Raw genomic sequence first — 15,872 nt, 5'->3', positions numbered from 1 at the left:
GTGGCCGCTGGTCAGGTGCTCGACCGCTGTCTACGGCGACGTCGCCTTCGACTGGTTCTCCGAGTACGTGGTGCCGGAGTGTCGGAAGCCGCGGCGCCCGACGCGTTCGGCCTCTCCCGGACACCGGACTACGCGCGGCGGGCCATGCGTGCCTACGCCCCGGAAGCCACCGACGAAGTGCTCGACAAGCGGGTGGAACTGCGCCAGACGCGGCAACAGCGGCTGATGGGCCGTTCGTTGGCCGCCTGGGCCGTCATCGATGAGGCGGCGCTCCGCCGCGTGGTCGGCGACGCGGATGCCCATACGGCGCAACTCGACCACTTGCTCGCGTTGGCCGCGCTGCCGGACGTGACCGTGCAGGTCCTGCCCTTCCGTCGTCTACATCGACAACCTGACCGGCGGGCTGTACTTGGACGACGGCGCGGAGACCAGGCGGTATAGCCTGGTCATGGATCACTTTCGTGCCACAGCGCTCGACCCGGAGGCGTCCGTCGCACTGGTCGAGCAACACCTGTAGGGCAAGGGAGTACAACCATGTGGTCTCAGTGGCGTAGGAGCAGTCGCAGCAACGGTGCCGGCAACTGCGTGGAGGTTGCCGCCTCGGCGGTGGCGTTCCGCGTGCGGGACAGCAAGAACGCGGCCGGCCCGGAGCTGGCATTCTCCGACCGGGCGATGTCCGCCTTCCTCGCGGACCTCAAGCGGAGCTAGCCAGGATCTCCGCGACGACGTGCCGGGAGTTCTCGAACAGCACCGGGTTCGCCTCGTAGTGCTGCAACTGCACCAGCGCGATGGACAGCGCCAGGCCGCGACCCCGCTCCCACGTCGCGTCGTCGTCACCCAGGACGGCGCGGAACCGGTCGCGTTCCGCGCCGGTCAGCAGGTTCCACGCCACCACCAGGTCCGCCGCCGGGTCGCCCACGCCGCTGAGCGTGAAGTCGATCACCGCCGCCAACCGGCCACCACGCACCAGCACGTTGCCGGGCGACAGGTCGCCGTGCAACCACACCGGCTCGCCGGACCACGCGGGCACGGCCAGCGCGCGCTCCCACACGTCCACCACCCGCGGGTCGACGCGGGAACCCAGGGCGGCCAACGCCGTGCGCGTCACCTCGTCCCTCATCGCCAGCGGGATGCCGCGGCGGGTCGGCGGGGCGCCCTCGACGCCGACGCCGCGCAACGCCGCCACGAACTCGCCCAACGCGGTCCCGACCGGTGCGCCGACCGCCGGGTTCGAGCCCTCCAACCACCGGTGCACGGCCCACGACCACGGGTAGCCCGCCGCCGGCCCGCCCAGCGCGACCGACTCCGGCACGGGCACGGGCACGGCCGCCGCGATCGCGGGCAGCCACCGGTGCTCGTGCTCGACGCCGCCCACCGCCCAGTCCACCTTCGGCAACCGCAGCACGAGGTCGTCGCCCAGCCGGAACAGGGTGTGGTCGGTGCCCGCCGACGGCACCGGGCGCAGCGGCCTGCCCGCCCACGCCGGGAAGTGCTCCGCCACCAACGCCCGCGCCACGTCCACCGCGATCTCCGCCACGTCCGCCATCCGACCGGAACCGCGGGGCAACCGGCAACCGGTTTCGCGCGTCCAGTGGTCGGCGGCGGACGTGATCCGTCGCCGCGTCCGCGCGACACGCGGCGGATTGTCGCCTTTCCCCGACCCGGCCGGGAGACGATGCACCCATGACAGCGGTGGACAGGGCGATCGTGGAACGGCCCGCGCGCGGCAGGCGCGCCGGGCGGGGTGTCGCGGTCCGCAGCGCGCTCACCGCGTGGCTCAGCCGACCGCTCGCCGACTTCCACCTGCTGCTCGCCGTCTTCGGCCTGCTGACCGCCATCGGGCTGATCATGGTGCTGTCGGCGTCCGCGCCCGGCGAGGTCGCCGTGGGCGCGTCGGCCTACAGCGTGTTCCAGAAGCAGTTCCTGTACGTGGTGGTCGGCGCGGTGCTCTTCCTGGTGGTGCTGCGAATACCGCTGCGCCGCATCCGGCACGGCAGCACGATGGCGATGCTCGCCTGCGTGGTGCTGCTCGTCCTGGTCCTCACTCCACTGGGGACGGTCGCGGGCGGCGCGCAGTCGTGGTTCACGGTCGGACCCGTGTCGTTCCAGCCGATCGAGGCGGCGAAGCTGGCGCTGGCGCTGTGGGGCGCGCACGTCCTGGTCACCAAGCGGGCGCTGCTCAACCAGTACCGCCACCTGCTGGTGCCGGTGGTGCCGGTCGCCCTGGTGGTGTTCGCGCTCGTCATGCTCCAGCCCGACCTCGGCGGCACCATCACGCTCGGCGTGGTGCTGGTCAGCCTGCTGTGGTTCGTGGGCGCGCCGATGCGGTTGTTCGGCGTGATCGCCGTCGCCGCGGTGTCCGGCGCGGTGGTGCTGGCCATCGGCGCGACCTACCGGCTCCAGCGCGTGCTGACCTACCTCGACCCGGACAAGGACCCGCTCGGCGCGGGGCTCCAGGCGCGGCAGGCGTTGTTCGCGCTCGCCGAGGGCGGCTTCTTCGGCAAGGGCCTCACCAACGGCAGCTCCAAGTGGCGGTACCTGCCGAACGTGCACAGCGACTTCATCTTCGCCGTCATCGGCGAGGAACTCGGCTTCATCGGGTGCCTGCTGGTGCTCGGGCTGTTCGGCCTGCTCGCCGTCGTCGGCCTGCGGATCGCGGCGCGCAACACCGACCCGTGGATCCGGATGGTGTCCGCGACGCTCACCGTGTGGCTGGTGGCGCAGGCCGCGATCAACATCGGGTACGTGGTGCAGCTGCTGCCGGTCACCGGCATCACGCTGCCGATGATCTCCTCCGGCGGCACGTCGATCGTCACCACCATGGTGGTGTTCGGCATCCTCGCGAGCTGCGCCCGGCACGAGCCGGCCGCCGTGTCGGCGTTGCGCAAGCTCGGACCCGGCCGCGTCGGCGGCGTGCTGAAGCTGCCCGCGCCCGAGGCGTACAAGCCGCCGCCCAAGCGCAAGCCGGTCCGCCCGTCGACGCCGCCGCGCGGTCGCAAGGCCGCACCGCCGCCCGTGGACGAGCGGAGGATGGCCGGCAGGCACGCTCCGCCGTCGGAGTACCGTCGGCGCGACTCGCGCCGCGCGAACCAGGACCGGTCCCGTCGGCGCGACGGGCGATAGCCGTTTTCACCGAACAAGGAGGAAGTGCGTGACCGGGGTTCCCCAGCAGGTCGGACCGTGCGTGGTGGTCGCCGGAGGCGGCACCGCCGGGCACATCGAGCCCGCCCTGGCCCTGGCCGACGCCGTCATGCGGCTGCGGCCCGACGCGCGCGTGGTCGCGCTGGGCACCGAACGCGGTTTGGAGAGCAGGCTGGTGCCCGCGCGCGGCTACCCGCTGGAGCTGATCCCGCCGGTGCCGATGCCCCGCAAGCCGTCCCCGGACCTGCTCAAGCTCCCGCTGCGGGTCCGCGACTCGGTCAAGCGCACCCGCGACGTGCTGGACCGGGTCCGCGCGGACGTGGTCGTCGGGTTCGGCGGCTACGTGTCGCTGCCCGCCTACCTCGCCGCCCGCGGCCGGCTGCCGATCGTGGTGCACGAGGCCAACGCGAAAGCCGGGCTGGCGAACAAGGTCGGCGCGAAGTTCGCGGCCCGCGTCGCCGCCGCCGTACCCGACTCCGGCCTCAACGACGCCGAGGTGATCGGCATCCCGCTGCGCACCTCCATCACCGGGCTGGACCGGGCCGCGCTGCGCGCGCAGGCCCGCGCCCACTTCGGGCTGCACCCGACCGCGCCCGCGCTGCTGGTGTTCGGCGGCTCGCAGGGCGCGCGCTCGATCAACAACGCGGTGTCCGGCGCGGCGTCGGCGTTCGCCCGCGCCGGTGTCGGCGTGCTGCACGCCCACGGCCCGAAGAACACCGTGGCGGTGCAAACCGTGCCGGGCGCGCCGGCCTACGTCCCGGTGCCGTACCTGGAGCGGATGGACCTCGCGTACGCCGCCGCCGACGCGGTGCTGTGCCGGTCGGGCGCGATGACCGTCGCCGAGGTGTCGGCGGTCGGCCTGCCCGCGATCTTCGTGCCGCTGCCGCACGGCAACGGCGAGCAGGCGCTCAACGCGGGCCCCGTGGTGCAGGCGGGCGGTGGCGTGCTGGTGCCCGACGAGCAGCTGACCCCCGAGTGGGTCGCCGCCAACGCGGTGCCGCTGGTCGCCGACCGCGCCCGGCTGGCCGCGATGAGCGCCGCGACGCTGGGCACCGGCCGCCGCGAGGCGGACGAGGTGCTGGCCCGCATCGTGCTGGATGTGATCGCGAAGTGAGCACGCTGGACCGGGTGCACCTGGTCGGCATCGGCGGCGCGGGCATGAGCGGGATCGCGCGCATCCTGCTGGCCCGCGGCGCGCAGGTGTCCGGCTCCGACGCCAAGGACTCGCGGACCGTCCTCGCGCTGCGCGCGCAGGGCGCGGCGGTCGCCGTCGGCCACGACGACGCGAACCTCGACCAGCTCGCCGGCGGTCCCACCGCGGTCGTGGTGTCCACCGCGATCCGCGAGGACAACCCGGAGCTGGTCGGCGCCCGCGCCCGCGGCCTGGTCGTGCTGCGGCGCGCCGAGGCGCTGGCGGCGTTGATGGAGGGCCACCGGGTGGCCTGCGTCGCCGGCACGCACGGCAAGACGTCCACCACGTCCATGCTCACCGTCGCGTTGCAGCACTGCCGGCTCGACCCGTCGTTCGCGATCGGCGGCGACCTCAACGAGTCCGGCGCGAACGCCCACCAGGGCGCGGGCGGCGTGTTCGTCGCCGAGGCCGACGAGAGCGACGGCTCCTTCCTGCACTTCGCGCCGTCCGTGGCGGTGGTGACCAACGTCGAGGCCGACCACCTCGACCACCACGGCACGGTCGAGGCGTACGTGGCGGTGTTCGACGCGTTCCTGGAGCGCATCGAGGCCGGCGGCGTGCTGGTGGCGTGCGCGGACGACCCGGGCGCGGCGGCCCTCGCGGAACGCGCGGGGGCACGTGGCATCCGGGTCCGCCGCTACGGCCGCACCGCCACCGGGCCCGGCGCGGCGCGGCTGGTCGACTACCGGCCCGCCGACGGCGGCGGGCTCGCCGCGGTCGACCTCGACGGGGAGGCCGTGGAGGTCCGGGTCGCGGTGCCCGGCGAGCACATGGCGGGCAACGCGATCGCCGCGCTGGTGGCGGCGCTGGAGCTGGGCGCGCCCCGCGACCTCGTGCTGGAGGGCCTGGCCGCGTTCGGCGGGGTGCGCCGGCGGTTCGAGTTCAAGGGCCGCGCGGGCGGCGTGCGGGTGTACGACGACTACGCCCACCACCCGACCGAGGTGGCCGCGCAGCTCACCGCCGCCCGGCCGGTCGCGGGCGGCGGCAGGCTGCTGGTGGTGTTCCAGCCGCACCTGTACTCGCGGACCCGGTTGTTCGCCGACGAGTTCGGCGCGGCCCTGGGCCTCGCGGACGAGGTCGTGGTGCTCGACGTGTACGGCGCGCGCGAGGAGCCGGAGCCGGGCGTGACCGGCGCGCTGGTCGCGGGCAAGGTGCCGCTGGACCCGGCGCGCGTGCACCACGAGCCGTCGTTCGACCGGGTGCCCGCGCTGGTCGCGGGTCTGGTCGGCGAGGGCGACGTGGTGGTGACCATGGGCGCGGGCGACGTGACGCTGCTCGGCCCGGAGATCATCGGGGAGCTGGACCGGGCATGAGCACCAGGACGGCGCGCCGCCGCCCGCCGCGCGCGCAGCGGCCACCGTCCCGGCGCGCGCCCGCCCGCCGCAAGGCCGTCCGCCGCCGCGTGGTGACGGTCCTCGTGCTGCTCGTGGTGACGGTCGTGGTGTGCGCGGTGTGGTTCACGCCGCTGTTCGGCGTGCGGGAGGTCGAGGTGCGCGGCGTGGTCGAGCTGAGCGCCGAGCGGGTGCGCGAGGTCGCCGCCGTCGAGGAGGGCACGCCGCTGGTGCGGCTGGACGTCGACGCGGTCGCCGCGCGGGTCCGCGAGCTGTCGCGGGTCGCGAGCGTCCACGTGGAGCGGGAGCTGCCCGGCACGGTGGTGCTGGTCGTGGACGAGCGCGACCCGGTGGCCGTGGTGAAGGCCGCCGACGGCGCGCACCTGGTGGACGCCACCGGCCGCGACTACGCCACCGTCGCGCAGCCGCCCGCCGGCCTGCCGGAGCTGAAGGCCGCGCCCGCGGGCACGCCGGACGCCGTCGGCGTGCTCAACGGCCTGCCCGAGGAGCTGCGGCGGGAGGTGCTGCTCGTCACGGCCACCACGGGCGCCGACATCAAGCTGCACCTGACGGCGGGCCGCGAGATCCGTTGGGGCTCGTACGCCGACACGCGTCGCAAGGCGGCCGTCGTCCAGGTGTTGATGACCCGCGACGGCACGGTGTTCGACGTGTCCAGCCCGGAGTTGCCGACCGTTTCCGGGGAGTGATATCCGCCACCCCGGGCCACCGGAAACCCGGTGCGCCGGGCGGCGCGCGGCGGCGATACTGCGCGCCATGACGAGCCCCGGAACCACGCCGACGATCGTCACCTCGCCCGAGGACCGGGTGGAGGTGCCGTTCCGCGGCGACGAGCGCACGCTGCTGTGCGCATTCCTCGATTACCTGCGGGGAACGGTGGAGCTGAAGGTGGCCGGGCTGTCCGACGAGGACGCCCACCGCCCCGTGCTGCCGTCACCCCTCACCACCGCCGCCGGTGTGGTCAAGCACCTGCGCTGGGTGGAGAACTACTGGTTCCGCGTGGCCCTGCTCGGCCACCCCGACGAGGCCCCGTACTCGCGGGAGGACCCGGACGGCGATTGGCGGATCCTGCCGGGGGAGACGATCTCGGGTCTCGTGGCCGACTACGCTTCCCAGTGCGCGGTGAGTCGCGACGTCGTCGCGGGGCTGGACCTCGACCACGAGGTGCCGTTCCGGGGCGACCGGAGGCTTTCCGCGCGCTGGGTGCTGATCCACATGATCGAGGAGACGGGTCGGCACGCGGGGCACCTGGACGTGGTGCGCGAGCTGCTCGACGGCGTGACCGGCGAGTAGCACCGGCTCACCCGGTCAGGACACAACACGGCGTGGCTGCTGGACCGAGGCATTCCAGGTGCATAACGTCCAGCAGGAACATACGGGGTTGACTTAACTCTGAACCTCTGGTTGAGAGTTTCAATCCGGGTGGAGATCCGTCCGGGTGTGACACCGGTGGTCATCCACTCCAGCACATGAGCACGGACACGATCAGGAAGGCGGATCCGATGACGCCCCCGCACAACTACCTCGCGGTGATAAAGGTCGTCGGCATCGGCGGCGGCGGCGTGAACGCCGTGAACCGGATGATCGAGGTCGGGCTCAAGGGCGTCGAGTTCATCGCGGTGAACACCGACGCCCAGGCGCTGCTGATGTCCGACGCGGACGTGAAGCTCGACATCGGCCGGGAGCTGACCCGCGGCCTCGGCGCCGGCGCCAACCCCGAGGTCGGCCACAAGGCCGCCGAGGACCACCGCGAGGAGATCGAAGAGGTCCTCAAGGGCGCGGACATGGTGTTCGTGACCGCGGGTGAGGGCGGCGGCACGGGCACCGGCGGCGCGCCGGTCGTCGCGTCCATCGCCCGCAAGCTCGGCGCGCTCACCATCGGCGTCGTGACGCGGCCGTTCTCGTTCGAGGGCAAGCGCCGCGCCAAGCAGGCCGAGGAGGGCATCCAGGCGCTGCGCAACGAGTGCGACACGCTGATCGTCATCCCGAACGACCGGCTGCTCCAGCTCGGCGACATCGGCGTCTCGCTGATGGACGCGTTCCGCTCCGCGGACGAGGTGCTGCTGTCCGGTGTCCAGGGCATCACCGACCTGATCACCACGCCCGGTCTGATCAACCTGGACTTCGCCGACGTCAAGTCCGTCATGTCCGGCGCGGGCTCCGCGTTGATGGGCATCGGCTCGGCGCGCGGGGAGGGCCGGGCCGTGCAGGCCGCGCAGAAGGCGATCAACTCGCCCCTGCTGGAAGCCTCCATGGAGGGCGCGCACGGCGTGCTGCTGTCCATCGCGGGCGGCTCCGACCTGGGCCTGTTCGAGATCAACGAGTCCGCGTCGCTGGTCCAGGAGGCCGCGCACCCCGACGCCAACATCATCTTCGGCACGGTGATCGACGACTCGCTCGGCGACGAGGTGCGGGTGACCGTGATCGCCGCCGGCTTCGACAGCGGCGGACCGACCCACAAGAAGCTGGAGCCGCAGGCCCTGGCCGGTCCGACGCGGCAGGCCGCGGTCGACGCCGCGCCGCGCCAGCCCGCGCCGCAGCCGGTGCCGCCACCGGTGCCCCCGCCACCCGTGGTGGAGCACCAGCAGCAGCAGCCGGTCGAGCGGCCCGTGCCGCCGCAGCCGGTGCAGCCGGTGCAGGCCGTGCCGACGAACGCCGTGCTGCCGCAGCCCACCTACCAGGCGCCGCAGCCGCCGACGATCCACCGGCCGCTGTCCCAGAGCGGGACGCTGCCCGGTCGGGCCGTGCCGGTCACCGACGACCCGGACGACGAGGTGGACGTGCCGCCGTTCATGCGGCGCTGATCACCCGACAACGCGTGCCCCGGGGCCGCCCGCCGACGCGTCGGAGGGCGGCCCCGACGCGCATGGCAGGCTGTCCACGTGCGCATCCGTCGAGTCGTGACCACCCGTCAGGGCGGGGTGTCCCAGCCTCCCTACGAGTCCTTCAACCTCGCCGACCACGTCGGGGACGACCCGGCGGCCGTGGCCGCGAACCGGCGCCGGCTCGCCGAGGGCATCGGCCTCACCCCGGACCGCCTGGTCTGGATGGAGCAGGTGCACGGCCGCACCGCGCGCGTGGTGACCGGCCCGCAGGCCGGCCCCCTGGAGGCCACCGACGCCGTGGTCACCACGACCGGGCGGCTGGCCCTCGTCGTGCTCACCGCCGACTGCGTGCCCGTGCTGATGGGCGACCCGGAGGCGGGCGTGATCGCCGCCGTCCACGCCGGGCGCGTCGGCGCGCGCGTCGGCGTGCTGCCCGCCGCCCTGGACGCCATGCGCGCGCAGGGCGCGGAACTGTCGCGCGTGGAGGTGCTGCTCGGGCCCGCCGTGTGCGGCCAGTGCTACGAGGTGCCCGCGGCGATGCGTGACGACGTGGAGAAGCACCTGCCGGGCAGCGCCTCGAAGACCCGGTCCGGCAAACCCGCGCTGGACCTGCGTGCCGGGCTCTGGCAGCAGCTCGCCGACGCGGGCGTCGGCCGCGTCGGCGTCGACCCGCGCTGCACCGCCGAGGACCGGGAGCTGTTCAGCCACCGCCGCGACCCCGGCACGGGCCGGATCGCCGGAGTCGTCTGGATCGACGCGTGAACCGCCGCGACGAGCTGGCCGCCAACCTGGCCGAGGTGCGTGAGCGGATCACGCGTGCCTGCGCCGCCGCCGGCCGGTCGGTCGACGAGGTGACCCTGCTCGCGGTGACCAAGACGTTCCCGGCGGAGGACGTGGCGCTGCTGTCCGACCTGGGGCTGACCGAGTTCGCCGAGAACCGCGACCAGGAGGCCGGGCCCAAGGCGGCCGGGTTCGCGGAGCTGCGCCCCGGCGCGCCCGCCCGCTGGCACATGGTCGGCAGCCTCCAGCGCAACAAGGCCAGGTCCGTCGTGCGGTGGGCCGACCAGGTCGACTCGGTGGACTCCGAGCGGCTCGCGGACGCCCTCGCCAGGGCGGCGGCGGCGCGGGGGACGGCCGAGCCGCTGGACGTGCTGATCCAGGTCAGCATCGACGGGGACCCGCACCGCGGTGGCCACCCGATCGGGGACCTGCCTCGGTTGGCCGATCACATCGCCGGGAAGGGTGAACTTCGGCTGTGCGGTGTGATGACCGTCGCACCCCTCGGAATGTCTCCGGCGCAGGCGTTTGACGCTCTTGACAGTGCGGTAACCCGCTTGCGCGTCGATCATCCCACTGCCACCGTGACCTCGGCGGGGATGTCCGGCGACCTGGAAGATGCGATCACGCGCGGATCGACGTGCGTGCGTGTCGGAACAGCGTTGCTGGGCAGCCGGAGACTAGCCTCGCCGTAACTGTCCGGAACCTCTGGGGCGACCGCGACGTCCTTGCGGGTAGGGAGATCGGCGGAGAGAGGGCTCGACCATGAGCGGGTTTCACAAGCTGAAGGCCTACTTCGGGATGGTTCCCGCCGAGTACGCCGACGACCCCGACTACGACCACGACCGCCCCGGCCGCTACTACGAGCGGCCGGAGTACGCCGACTCCGACGAGTACGAGACCTACCCCGAGCGCGCCGCCCGCCGCCCGGCCGGGCGTTACCGCGCCGAGCTGGACGAGGCCGAGGAGTACGAGCCGGAGCGCGCCCGGACACCGAGGCGGTCGTGGAACGCCGAGCCCACGCAGGGCGCGCTGGCCGTGGAGCCGACCCGGGAGCCGGTCGCCCGGCCCCGCGCGGCGGCCGAGCCCGCCCGGCAGCCGCTGGGTCGCATCACGACCCTCAACCCGCGCAGCTACAACGAGGCGCGCACCATCGGCGAGCACTACCGCGACGGCACCCCGGTGATCATGAACCTCACCGACATGGACGACGCGGACGCCAAGCGCCTGGTCGACTTCGCGGCGGGCCTGGCGTTCGCCCTGCGGGGGTCCATCGACAAGGTCACCAACAAGGTGTTCCTGCTCTCACCGCCGAACATCGACGTGACGGCGGAGGATCGTCGGCGACTCGCGGAGGGCGGGTTCCTCAACCACGGGTGAGTGATGGCACAGTTGACGGTGTGTTCGCTCTCGCGCTGGTCGTCTACTACGTGCTGTTCGCGTTCTGGCTGTTCCTCACGGCGCGCGTCGTCGTGGAGCTGGTCAGGACTTTTGCCAGGGAGTGGCGCCCGGCGGGCGGCGTCGCGGTGGCCCTGGAGACCGTCTACACGGTGACCGATCCCCCGGTCCGCCTGCTGCGCCGGCTCATCCCGACGGTGCGGATCGGGGGCGTCGGGCTGGACTTGTCCATTATTGTGCTGTTGCTGGTCGTTATCATTCTGATGCGAGTAGCCGATCCCAGGTGAGGGGACCAGGGATGTCCACAGCCCAGGAGTGCGTGAGGTGATCTGATGCCGTTGACCCCCGCGGACGTGCACAACGTCGCGTTCAGCAAGCCGCCGATTGGCAAGCGGGGCTACAACGAGGACGAGGTGGACGCGTTCCTCGACCTGGTTGAGGGCGAACTGGCCCGGCTGATCGAGGAGAACAACGACCTGCGCCAGCAGGTCGAGCAGCTCGACCAGCAGGTCGAGACCGCGCGTGCCGACCTCGAGGACGCCCGGGCCAAGGTCGCCGCCGGCGTCGGTCCCAGCCGCGTCGTCGACGAGCCGCGCCGGCTCGCGCCCGTGCCCCCTCCCTCCGCCCTGGAGCAGACCTCGCCCGGCGGTGGTGGCGACCACCACGTGCAGGCGGCCAAGGTGCTCGGTCTCGCCCAGGAGATGGCCGACCGGCTCACCGGTGAGGCCAAGGCCGAGGCCGACGGGATGCTCTCGGAGGCCCGGACCAAGTCCGAGCAGCTGCTGTCCGAGGCCCGCGCCAAGGCGGACACCATGGTCAACGAGGCGCGCACCCGCGCCGAGACCATGCTCAACGACGCGCGGACGCGTGCCGACACGCTGGAGCGGCAGGCGCGGGAGAAGGCCAGCGCGCTCGACCGCGACGCGCAGCGCAAGCACGCCGAGGTGATGGGCAACATCACCCAGGAGAAGAACACGCTGGAGAAGCAGATCGACAAGCTCCAGACGTTCGAGCGCGAGTACCGGACCCGGCTCAAGACCATGCTGGAGTCCTCGTTGCGCGACCTCCAGGACCGCGGCCCGGCCGCGCCGTCCGACGGCCGCCAGCAGGGCTACTCGTTCGGAGCACGCGCCGAAGCCGGCTGACGGGTCGTGCTGATCTAGTCTGCGCACGTGCTGTACCTCGTCGCGCTGCTGGTCCTGGCCGCCGTGGGGCTGCTCGTGCCCGCGTTGACCACCGCCCAGAACTCCTGGGCGTGGGGCTCCGCGGGTGCGAGCGCCGCGGCGGCCCTGGTCCTGTTCTGGGACTGGGCGCTGCGGAGGCGGCGATCGGCCGGTGTTGATCACCAGATTAGCGCCGGTGATCACCCGAACGGGACGAGGGGCGTGGCCGTTTCACCCGATCGGACCGGCGAGCCGGCGGAGGAGGACACCGACGCCGTCGACCTGCTGGCCGTGGCGGACCTGCCCGACGAGGTCCGCGTCCTGGACGAGCGGCCGAGGTACCACCTGACCGGGTGCACGTGGTTGGCGGACCGCCCGTCCCTGGCCCTGCCGGTGGGGGAGGCCCGCCAACTCGGTTTCACGCCGTGCGCCGCGTGCCGCCCCGATTCGACGCTGGCGGCGCGGCACCGCGCCTAGCGGCTCAGGCGCACGCGGCTCGACCTCCAGATCCAGCCCGGTGAGCCGTCTCCTGCGCGGGGCGTCGCCCAGTACCCGTCGCGGCCACCGACCGGGAACGCACGTTCCCCCGCGGCAACCCCTCGCAACCGCCGGATCCGAAGCGTCCGCAACCGGTTTGCGCCCACCGGCTACGCTTGACGGCAGAGGTGTTGATCCGGCCATCACCGGGGAGCCGCCGGAAGAACGGGCGCGAGCCCCAGTAGAACCGGCCGGGTGCGGCCCGTCACAGCCGTCAACGAGAGGCCGTCGCACGCGTGCGCGCGTCGGCAAGCGGGGTGGTACCGCGGTGCGCCGGACCAGGCGCGTCGTCCCCGCGTGCCGGATGACGCAGCACGCGAGGAGCAGCACGATGGCCTACCCGAAGGCAGGCGAGGGTCCGGTGCCCTCCCAGCCGTCTTTCCCCGCCCTGGAGCAGGACGTCCTCGACTTCTGGCAGTCCGACCGGACGTTCCAGGACTCGATCGCCGCCCGCCCGGCGGGGGACAAGGGCGCCAACGAGTTCGTGTTCTACGACGGCCCGCCGTTCGCCAACGGGCTCCCGCACTACGGGCACCTGCTGACCGGCTACGTCAAGGACGTCGTCCCGCGCTACCAGACGATGCGCGGCAAGCACGTCGAGCGCCGGTTCGGCTGGGACACCCACGGCCTGCCCGCCGAGGTCGAGGCGGAGAAGCAGCTCGGGTTCTCCTCGAAGTCCGAGATCGAGGCGTTCGGCATCGAGAAGTTCAACGAGGTGTGCCGGACCTCCGTGCTCCGGTACACCGGGCAGTGGCGTGACTACGTGACCCGCCAGGCCCGCTGGGTGGACTTCGACAACGACTACAAGACCCTCGACCTGGACTACATGGAATCGGTCATGTGGGCCTTCAAGTCCTTGTGGGACAAGGGCCTGGTCTACGAGGGCTTCCGGGTGCTCTGGTACTGCTGGCGCTGCGAGACGCCGCTGTCCAACACCGAGACCAAGATGGACGACACCTACCGGGACCGGCAGGACCCGGCGGTGACCGTCGGCCTGCGGCTGGAGACCGGCGAGCTGGCCCTGGTGTGGACGACCACGCCGTGGACGCTGCCGTCCAACCTGGCCGCCGCCGTGCACCCGGACGTGGACTACGTGACGGTGGAGGCCAACGGCGAGCGCTACCTGCTCGCCGAGGCGCGGGTCGCCGCGTACGCCCGCGAGCTGGGCGAGGAGCCGCCGGTGGTGGCGCGGGTGCGGGGCGCGGACCTGGTCGGCCGCCGCTACACGCCGCCGTTCCCCTTCTTCGTCGGCCGCGAGAACGCCCACCAGGTGCTCGCCGCGGACTACGTGACCACCGAGGACGGCACCGGCATCGTCCACATCGCACCCGCGTTCGGTGAGGAGGACAAGGTCGTCACGGACGCGGCCGGCATCGAGGTCGTCGTGCCGGTCGACCCGCACGGCCGGTTCACCGCCGAGGTCCCGCCGTACGAGGGGCAGCACGTCTTCGAGGCGAACAAGGCGATCATCGCCGACCTGAAGCAGGCCGGCCTGCTGCTGCGCCACGAGACCTACGACCACCCGTACCCGCACTGCTGGCGTTGCGACAACCCGCTCATCCAGCGGGCCGTGTCGTCGTGGTTCGTGGCGGTCACCAAGTTCAAGGACCGCATGGTCCAGCTGAACCAGCAGATCAACTGGGTGCCCGAGCACATCCGGGACGGCCAGTTCGGCAAGTGGCTGGAGAACGCGCGCGACTGGAACATCTCCCGCAACCGGTTCTGGGGTTCGCCGATCCCGGTGTGGGTGTCCGACGACCCGGAGCACCCGCGGGTCGACGTGTACGGGTCGCTGGACGAGCTGGAGCGCGACTTCGGCGTGCGGCCGACCGACCTGCACCGGCCCGCGATCGACCTGCTCACCCGGCCCAACCCGGACGACCCGACCGGGCGGTCCACCATGCGCCGCGTGCCCGAGGTGCTGGACTGCTGGTTCGAGTCGGGCTCCATGTCGTTCGCCCAGGTGCACTACCCGTTCGAGAACCAGGAGTGGTTCGAGAACCACTACCCGGGCGACTTCATCGTGGAGTACAACGGCCAGACGCGCGGCTGGTTCTACACCATGCACGTGCTGGCGACGGCGTTGTTCGACCGGCCCGCGTTCACCAACTGCGTGGCGCACGGCATCGTGCTGGGCGACGACGGGCAGAAGATGTCCAAGTCGCTGAAGAACTACCCGGACGTCAACGAGGTCTTCGACCGCGACGGCTCGGACGCCATGCGGTGGTTCCTCATGGCGTCCCCGATCCTGCGCGGCGGCGACCTGGTCGTCACCGAGCGGGGCATCCGGGACGCGGTGCGCCAGGCCGTCCTGCCGCTGTGGAACTCGTGGTACTTCCTCGCGCTGTACGCCAACGCGGAGGGCGTCGAGGGCCGTTGGCGGACCGACTCGTCGCACGTGCTCGACCGGTACGCGCTGGCGAAGACGCACGACCTGGTGGCGCAGGTGACGGCGCAGCTCGACACCTACGACATCTCCGGCGCGTGCGCCTCCGTCCGGGAGTTCCTGGAGGTGCTGACCAACTGGTACGTCCGCCGGTCCCGCGACCGGTTCTGGGCGGGCGACCAGGACGCGGTCGACACCCTGCACACCGTGCTGGAGGTGGTGAGCCGGGTGACCGCGCCCCTGCTGCCGCTCACCGCCGAGGTCGTGTGGCGCGGCCTGACCGGTGGCCGCTCGGTGCACCTGACCGACTGGCCGTCGGCCGCCGACCTGCCCGCCGACGACGCCCTCGTGGCGGCGATGGACCAGGTGCGGCAGGTGGCGTCCACCGCGCTGTCCCTGCGGAAGGCCAACAAGCTCCGCGTCCGCCTGCCGCTGGCGAAGCTCGTCATCGCGGCGCGGGACGCGGACCGGCTGGCGCCGTTCACCGGCATCCTGCGTGACGAGGTCAACGTGAAGGCGGTCGAGCTGACCGCGGACGTGGACGCCCACGGCCACTTCCAGCTGGCCGTCAACGCCCGCGTCGCCGGCCCCCGCCTGGGGCCGGAGGTGCAGAAGGTGATCAAGGCCGTCAAGGCGGGCGACTGGTCCGAGGTGGACGGGAAGGTCGTCGCGGCGGGCGTGGAGCTGTTCCCGGAGGAGTACGAGCAGCGGCTGGTGGCGACCGACCGCGGTGCGACGGCGGCGTTGCCGGGGAACGCGGGCCTGGTCGTGCTGGACACGGTGGTCACGCCGGAGCTGGCGGCCGAGGGCGTGGCGCGCGACCTGGTGCGCGTGGTCCAGCAGGCGCGCAAGGACGCCGGGCTGGACGTGTCGGACCGGATCAGCCTGGTGCTCGGGCTGCCGGCCGGCGAGGTGACCGAGGCGGTGCGCCGGTTCGAGGCGTTCGTGGCGGCGGAGACGTTGGCCGACGCGGTGTCCTACGGGGACGTCGCCGAGGGGTCGGACGGGGCCGTCGGGGACGGCGCGAAGGTGCGGGTCGCGGTCGCCCGAGCCTGACCCGAACCGCGGCCGGGGGTTGTCCGCACCCCCGGCCGCGGTGCTGCT

The 15,872-nt window shown here is 72.8% G+C and carries 15 protein-coding genes and 1 pseudogene; 15 read left to right on the top strand and 1 reads right to left on the bottom strand.

Annotation, left to right across the window (positions count from 1 at the left end; genetic code table 11):
• Positions 1 to 144 precede the first annotated feature (144 nt).
• Positions 145 to 517: pseudogene (locus KZQ38_RS23270) on the top strand (Scr1 family TA system antitoxin-like transcriptional regulator).
• Positions 518 to 585: 68 nt separating this feature from the next.
• A complete protein-coding gene (locus KZQ38_RS23260) occupies positions 586 to 708 on the top strand; it encodes a DUF397 domain-containing protein (protein ID WP_308258541.1) in 123 nt (40 codons plus the stop codon).
• Here the strand turns inward: KZQ38_RS23260 and KZQ38_RS23255 are convergent.
• Complete coding sequence (locus KZQ38_RS23255) at positions 695 to 1,546, bottom strand: aminoglycoside phosphotransferase family protein (RefSeq protein WP_219444435.1); 852 nt, start codon at positions 1,544 to 1,546, stop codon at positions 695 to 697. The genes KZQ38_RS23260 and KZQ38_RS23255 overlap by 14 nt on opposite strands.
• Before the next feature lie 137 nt (positions 1,547 to 1,683).
• On the opposite strand from KZQ38_RS23255, the gene ftsW reads away from it, so the two are divergent.
• The 13 genes from ftsW to ileS all read left to right on the top strand — a co-directional run bounded on the left by ftsW (position 1,684) and on the right by ileS (position 15,824).
• On the top strand, positions 1,684 to 3,123 hold the full coding sequence (gene ftsW, locus KZQ38_RS23250) for a putative lipid II flippase FtsW (RefSeq protein WP_219444433.1): 1,440 nt from the start codon (positions 1,684 to 1,686) through the stop codon (positions 3,121 to 3,123).
• Positions 3,124 to 3,151: 28 nt separating this feature from the next.
• On the top strand, positions 3,152 to 4,255 hold the full coding sequence (gene murG, locus KZQ38_RS23245) for an undecaprenyldiphospho-muramoylpentapeptide beta-N-acetylglucosaminyltransferase (protein ID WP_308258540.1): 1,104 nt from the start codon (positions 3,152 to 3,154) through the stop codon (positions 4,253 to 4,255).
• Complete coding sequence (gene murC, locus KZQ38_RS23240; protein WP_308258539.1) at positions 4,252 to 5,646, top strand: UDP-N-acetylmuramate--L-alanine ligase; 1,395 nt, start codon at positions 4,252 to 4,254, stop codon at positions 5,644 to 5,646. The genes murG and murC overlap by 4 nt, the downstream gene beginning before the upstream one ends.
• Entirely contained in the window at positions 5,643 to 6,371 is a 729-nt protein-coding gene (locus KZQ38_RS23235; protein WP_219444431.1) for a cell division protein FtsQ/DivIB, read from the top strand. The genes murC and KZQ38_RS23235 overlap by 4 nt, the downstream gene beginning before the upstream one ends.
• Before the next feature lie 67 nt (positions 6,372 to 6,438).
• Positions 6,439 to 6,975: a DinB family protein gene (locus tag KZQ38_RS23230; RefSeq protein ID WP_219444430.1), complete on the top strand. Its 537-nt coding sequence runs from the start codon at positions 6,439 to 6,441 to the stop codon at positions 6,973 to 6,975.
• A gap of 209 nt (positions 6,976 to 7,184) precedes the next feature.
• Complete coding sequence (gene ftsZ, locus KZQ38_RS23225; protein WP_219444666.1) at positions 7,185 to 8,486, top strand: cell division protein FtsZ; 1,302 nt, start codon at positions 7,185 to 7,187, stop codon at positions 8,484 to 8,486.
• Positions 8,487 to 8,564: 78 nt separating this feature from the next.
• On the top strand, positions 8,565 to 9,269 hold the full coding sequence (pgeF, locus tag KZQ38_RS23220; protein WP_219444429.1) for a peptidoglycan editing factor PgeF: 705 nt from the start codon (positions 8,565 to 8,567) through the stop codon (positions 9,267 to 9,269).
• Complete coding sequence (locus tag KZQ38_RS23215) at positions 9,266 to 9,979, top strand: YggS family pyridoxal phosphate-dependent enzyme (RefSeq protein ID WP_219444428.1); 714 nt, start codon at positions 9,266 to 9,268, stop codon at positions 9,977 to 9,979. The genes pgeF and KZQ38_RS23215 overlap by 4 nt, the downstream gene beginning before the upstream one ends.
• Positions 9,980 to 10,049: 70 nt before the next feature.
• Positions 10,050 to 10,664 (top strand): cell division protein SepF, encoded by a 615-nt coding sequence (locus KZQ38_RS23210; RefSeq protein WP_219444427.1) that lies wholly within the window; start codon positions 10,050 to 10,052, stop codon positions 10,662 to 10,664.
• 20 nt (positions 10,665 to 10,684) lie between these two features.
• Positions 10,685 to 10,969 carry a YggT family protein gene (locus tag KZQ38_RS23205; protein ID WP_219444426.1) on the top strand — a complete coding sequence of 95 codons (285 nt, stop codon included), beginning with the start codon at positions 10,685 to 10,687 and terminating at the stop codon, positions 10,967 to 10,969.
• Positions 10,970 to 11,014: 45 nt separating this feature from the next.
• Positions 11,015 to 11,827, top strand: a complete 813-nt coding sequence (wag31, locus tag KZQ38_RS23200; RefSeq protein WP_121008364.1) for a DivIVA-like cell division protein Wag31 — start codon at positions 11,015 to 11,017, stop codon at positions 11,825 to 11,827.
• 27 nt (positions 11,828 to 11,854) lie between these two features.
• Positions 11,855 to 12,322 carry a hypothetical protein gene (locus KZQ38_RS23195; protein WP_219444425.1) on the top strand — a complete coding sequence of 156 codons (468 nt, stop codon included), beginning with the start codon at positions 11,855 to 11,857 and terminating at the stop codon, positions 12,320 to 12,322.
• 391 nt (positions 12,323 to 12,713) lie between these two features.
• Positions 12,714 to 15,824 (top strand): isoleucine--tRNA ligase, encoded by a 3,111-nt coding sequence (gene ileS / locus KZQ38_RS23190; RefSeq protein ID WP_219444424.1) that lies wholly within the window; start codon positions 12,714 to 12,716, stop codon positions 15,822 to 15,824.
• Positions 15,825 to 15,872 lie beyond the last annotated feature (48 nt).

It is taken from the genome of Saccharothrix obliqua, from assembly GCF_019375475.1.
GTDB classification, from domain to species: Bacteria; Actinomycetota; Actinomycetes; order Mycobacteriales; family Pseudonocardiaceae; genus Actinosynnema; species Actinosynnema obliqua.
Note: the sequence above shows the minus strand (reverse complement) of the source record. Positions and strands in the feature narration are given on the sequence as shown.

Excerpts from the sequence above, each read along its gene's own strand:
- ftsZ (WP_219444666.1), top strand. The coding sequence starts at position 7,185 with ATGACGCCCCCGCACAACTACCTCGCGGTGATAAAGGTCGTCGGCATC.
- KZQ38_RS23210 (WP_219444427.1), top strand. The coding sequence starts at position 10,050 with ATGAGCGGGTTTCACAAGCTGAAGGCCTACTTCGGGATGGTTCCCGCC.
- KZQ38_RS23255 (WP_219444435.1), bottom strand. The coding sequence starts at position 1,546 with ATGGCGGACGTGGCGGAGATCGCGGTGGACGTGGCGCGGGCGTTGGTG.
- ileS (WP_219444424.1), top strand. The coding sequence starts at position 12,714 with ATGGCCTACCCGAAGGCAGGCGAGGGTCCGGTGCCCTCCCAGCCGTCT.
- ftsW (WP_219444433.1), top strand. The coding sequence starts at position 1,684 with ATGACAGCGGTGGACAGGGCGATCGTGGAACGGCCCGCGCGCGGCAGG.
- wag31 (WP_121008364.1), top strand. The coding sequence starts at position 11,015 with ATGCCGTTGACCCCCGCGGACGTGCACAACGTCGCGTTCAGCAAGCCG.
- KZQ38_RS23230 (WP_219444430.1), top strand. The coding sequence starts at position 6,439 with ATGACGAGCCCCGGAACCACGCCGACGATCGTCACCTCGCCCGAGGAC.
- KZQ38_RS23235 (WP_219444431.1), top strand. The coding sequence starts at position 5,643 with ATGAGCACCAGGACGGCGCGCCGCCGCCCGCCGCGCGCGCAGCGGCCA.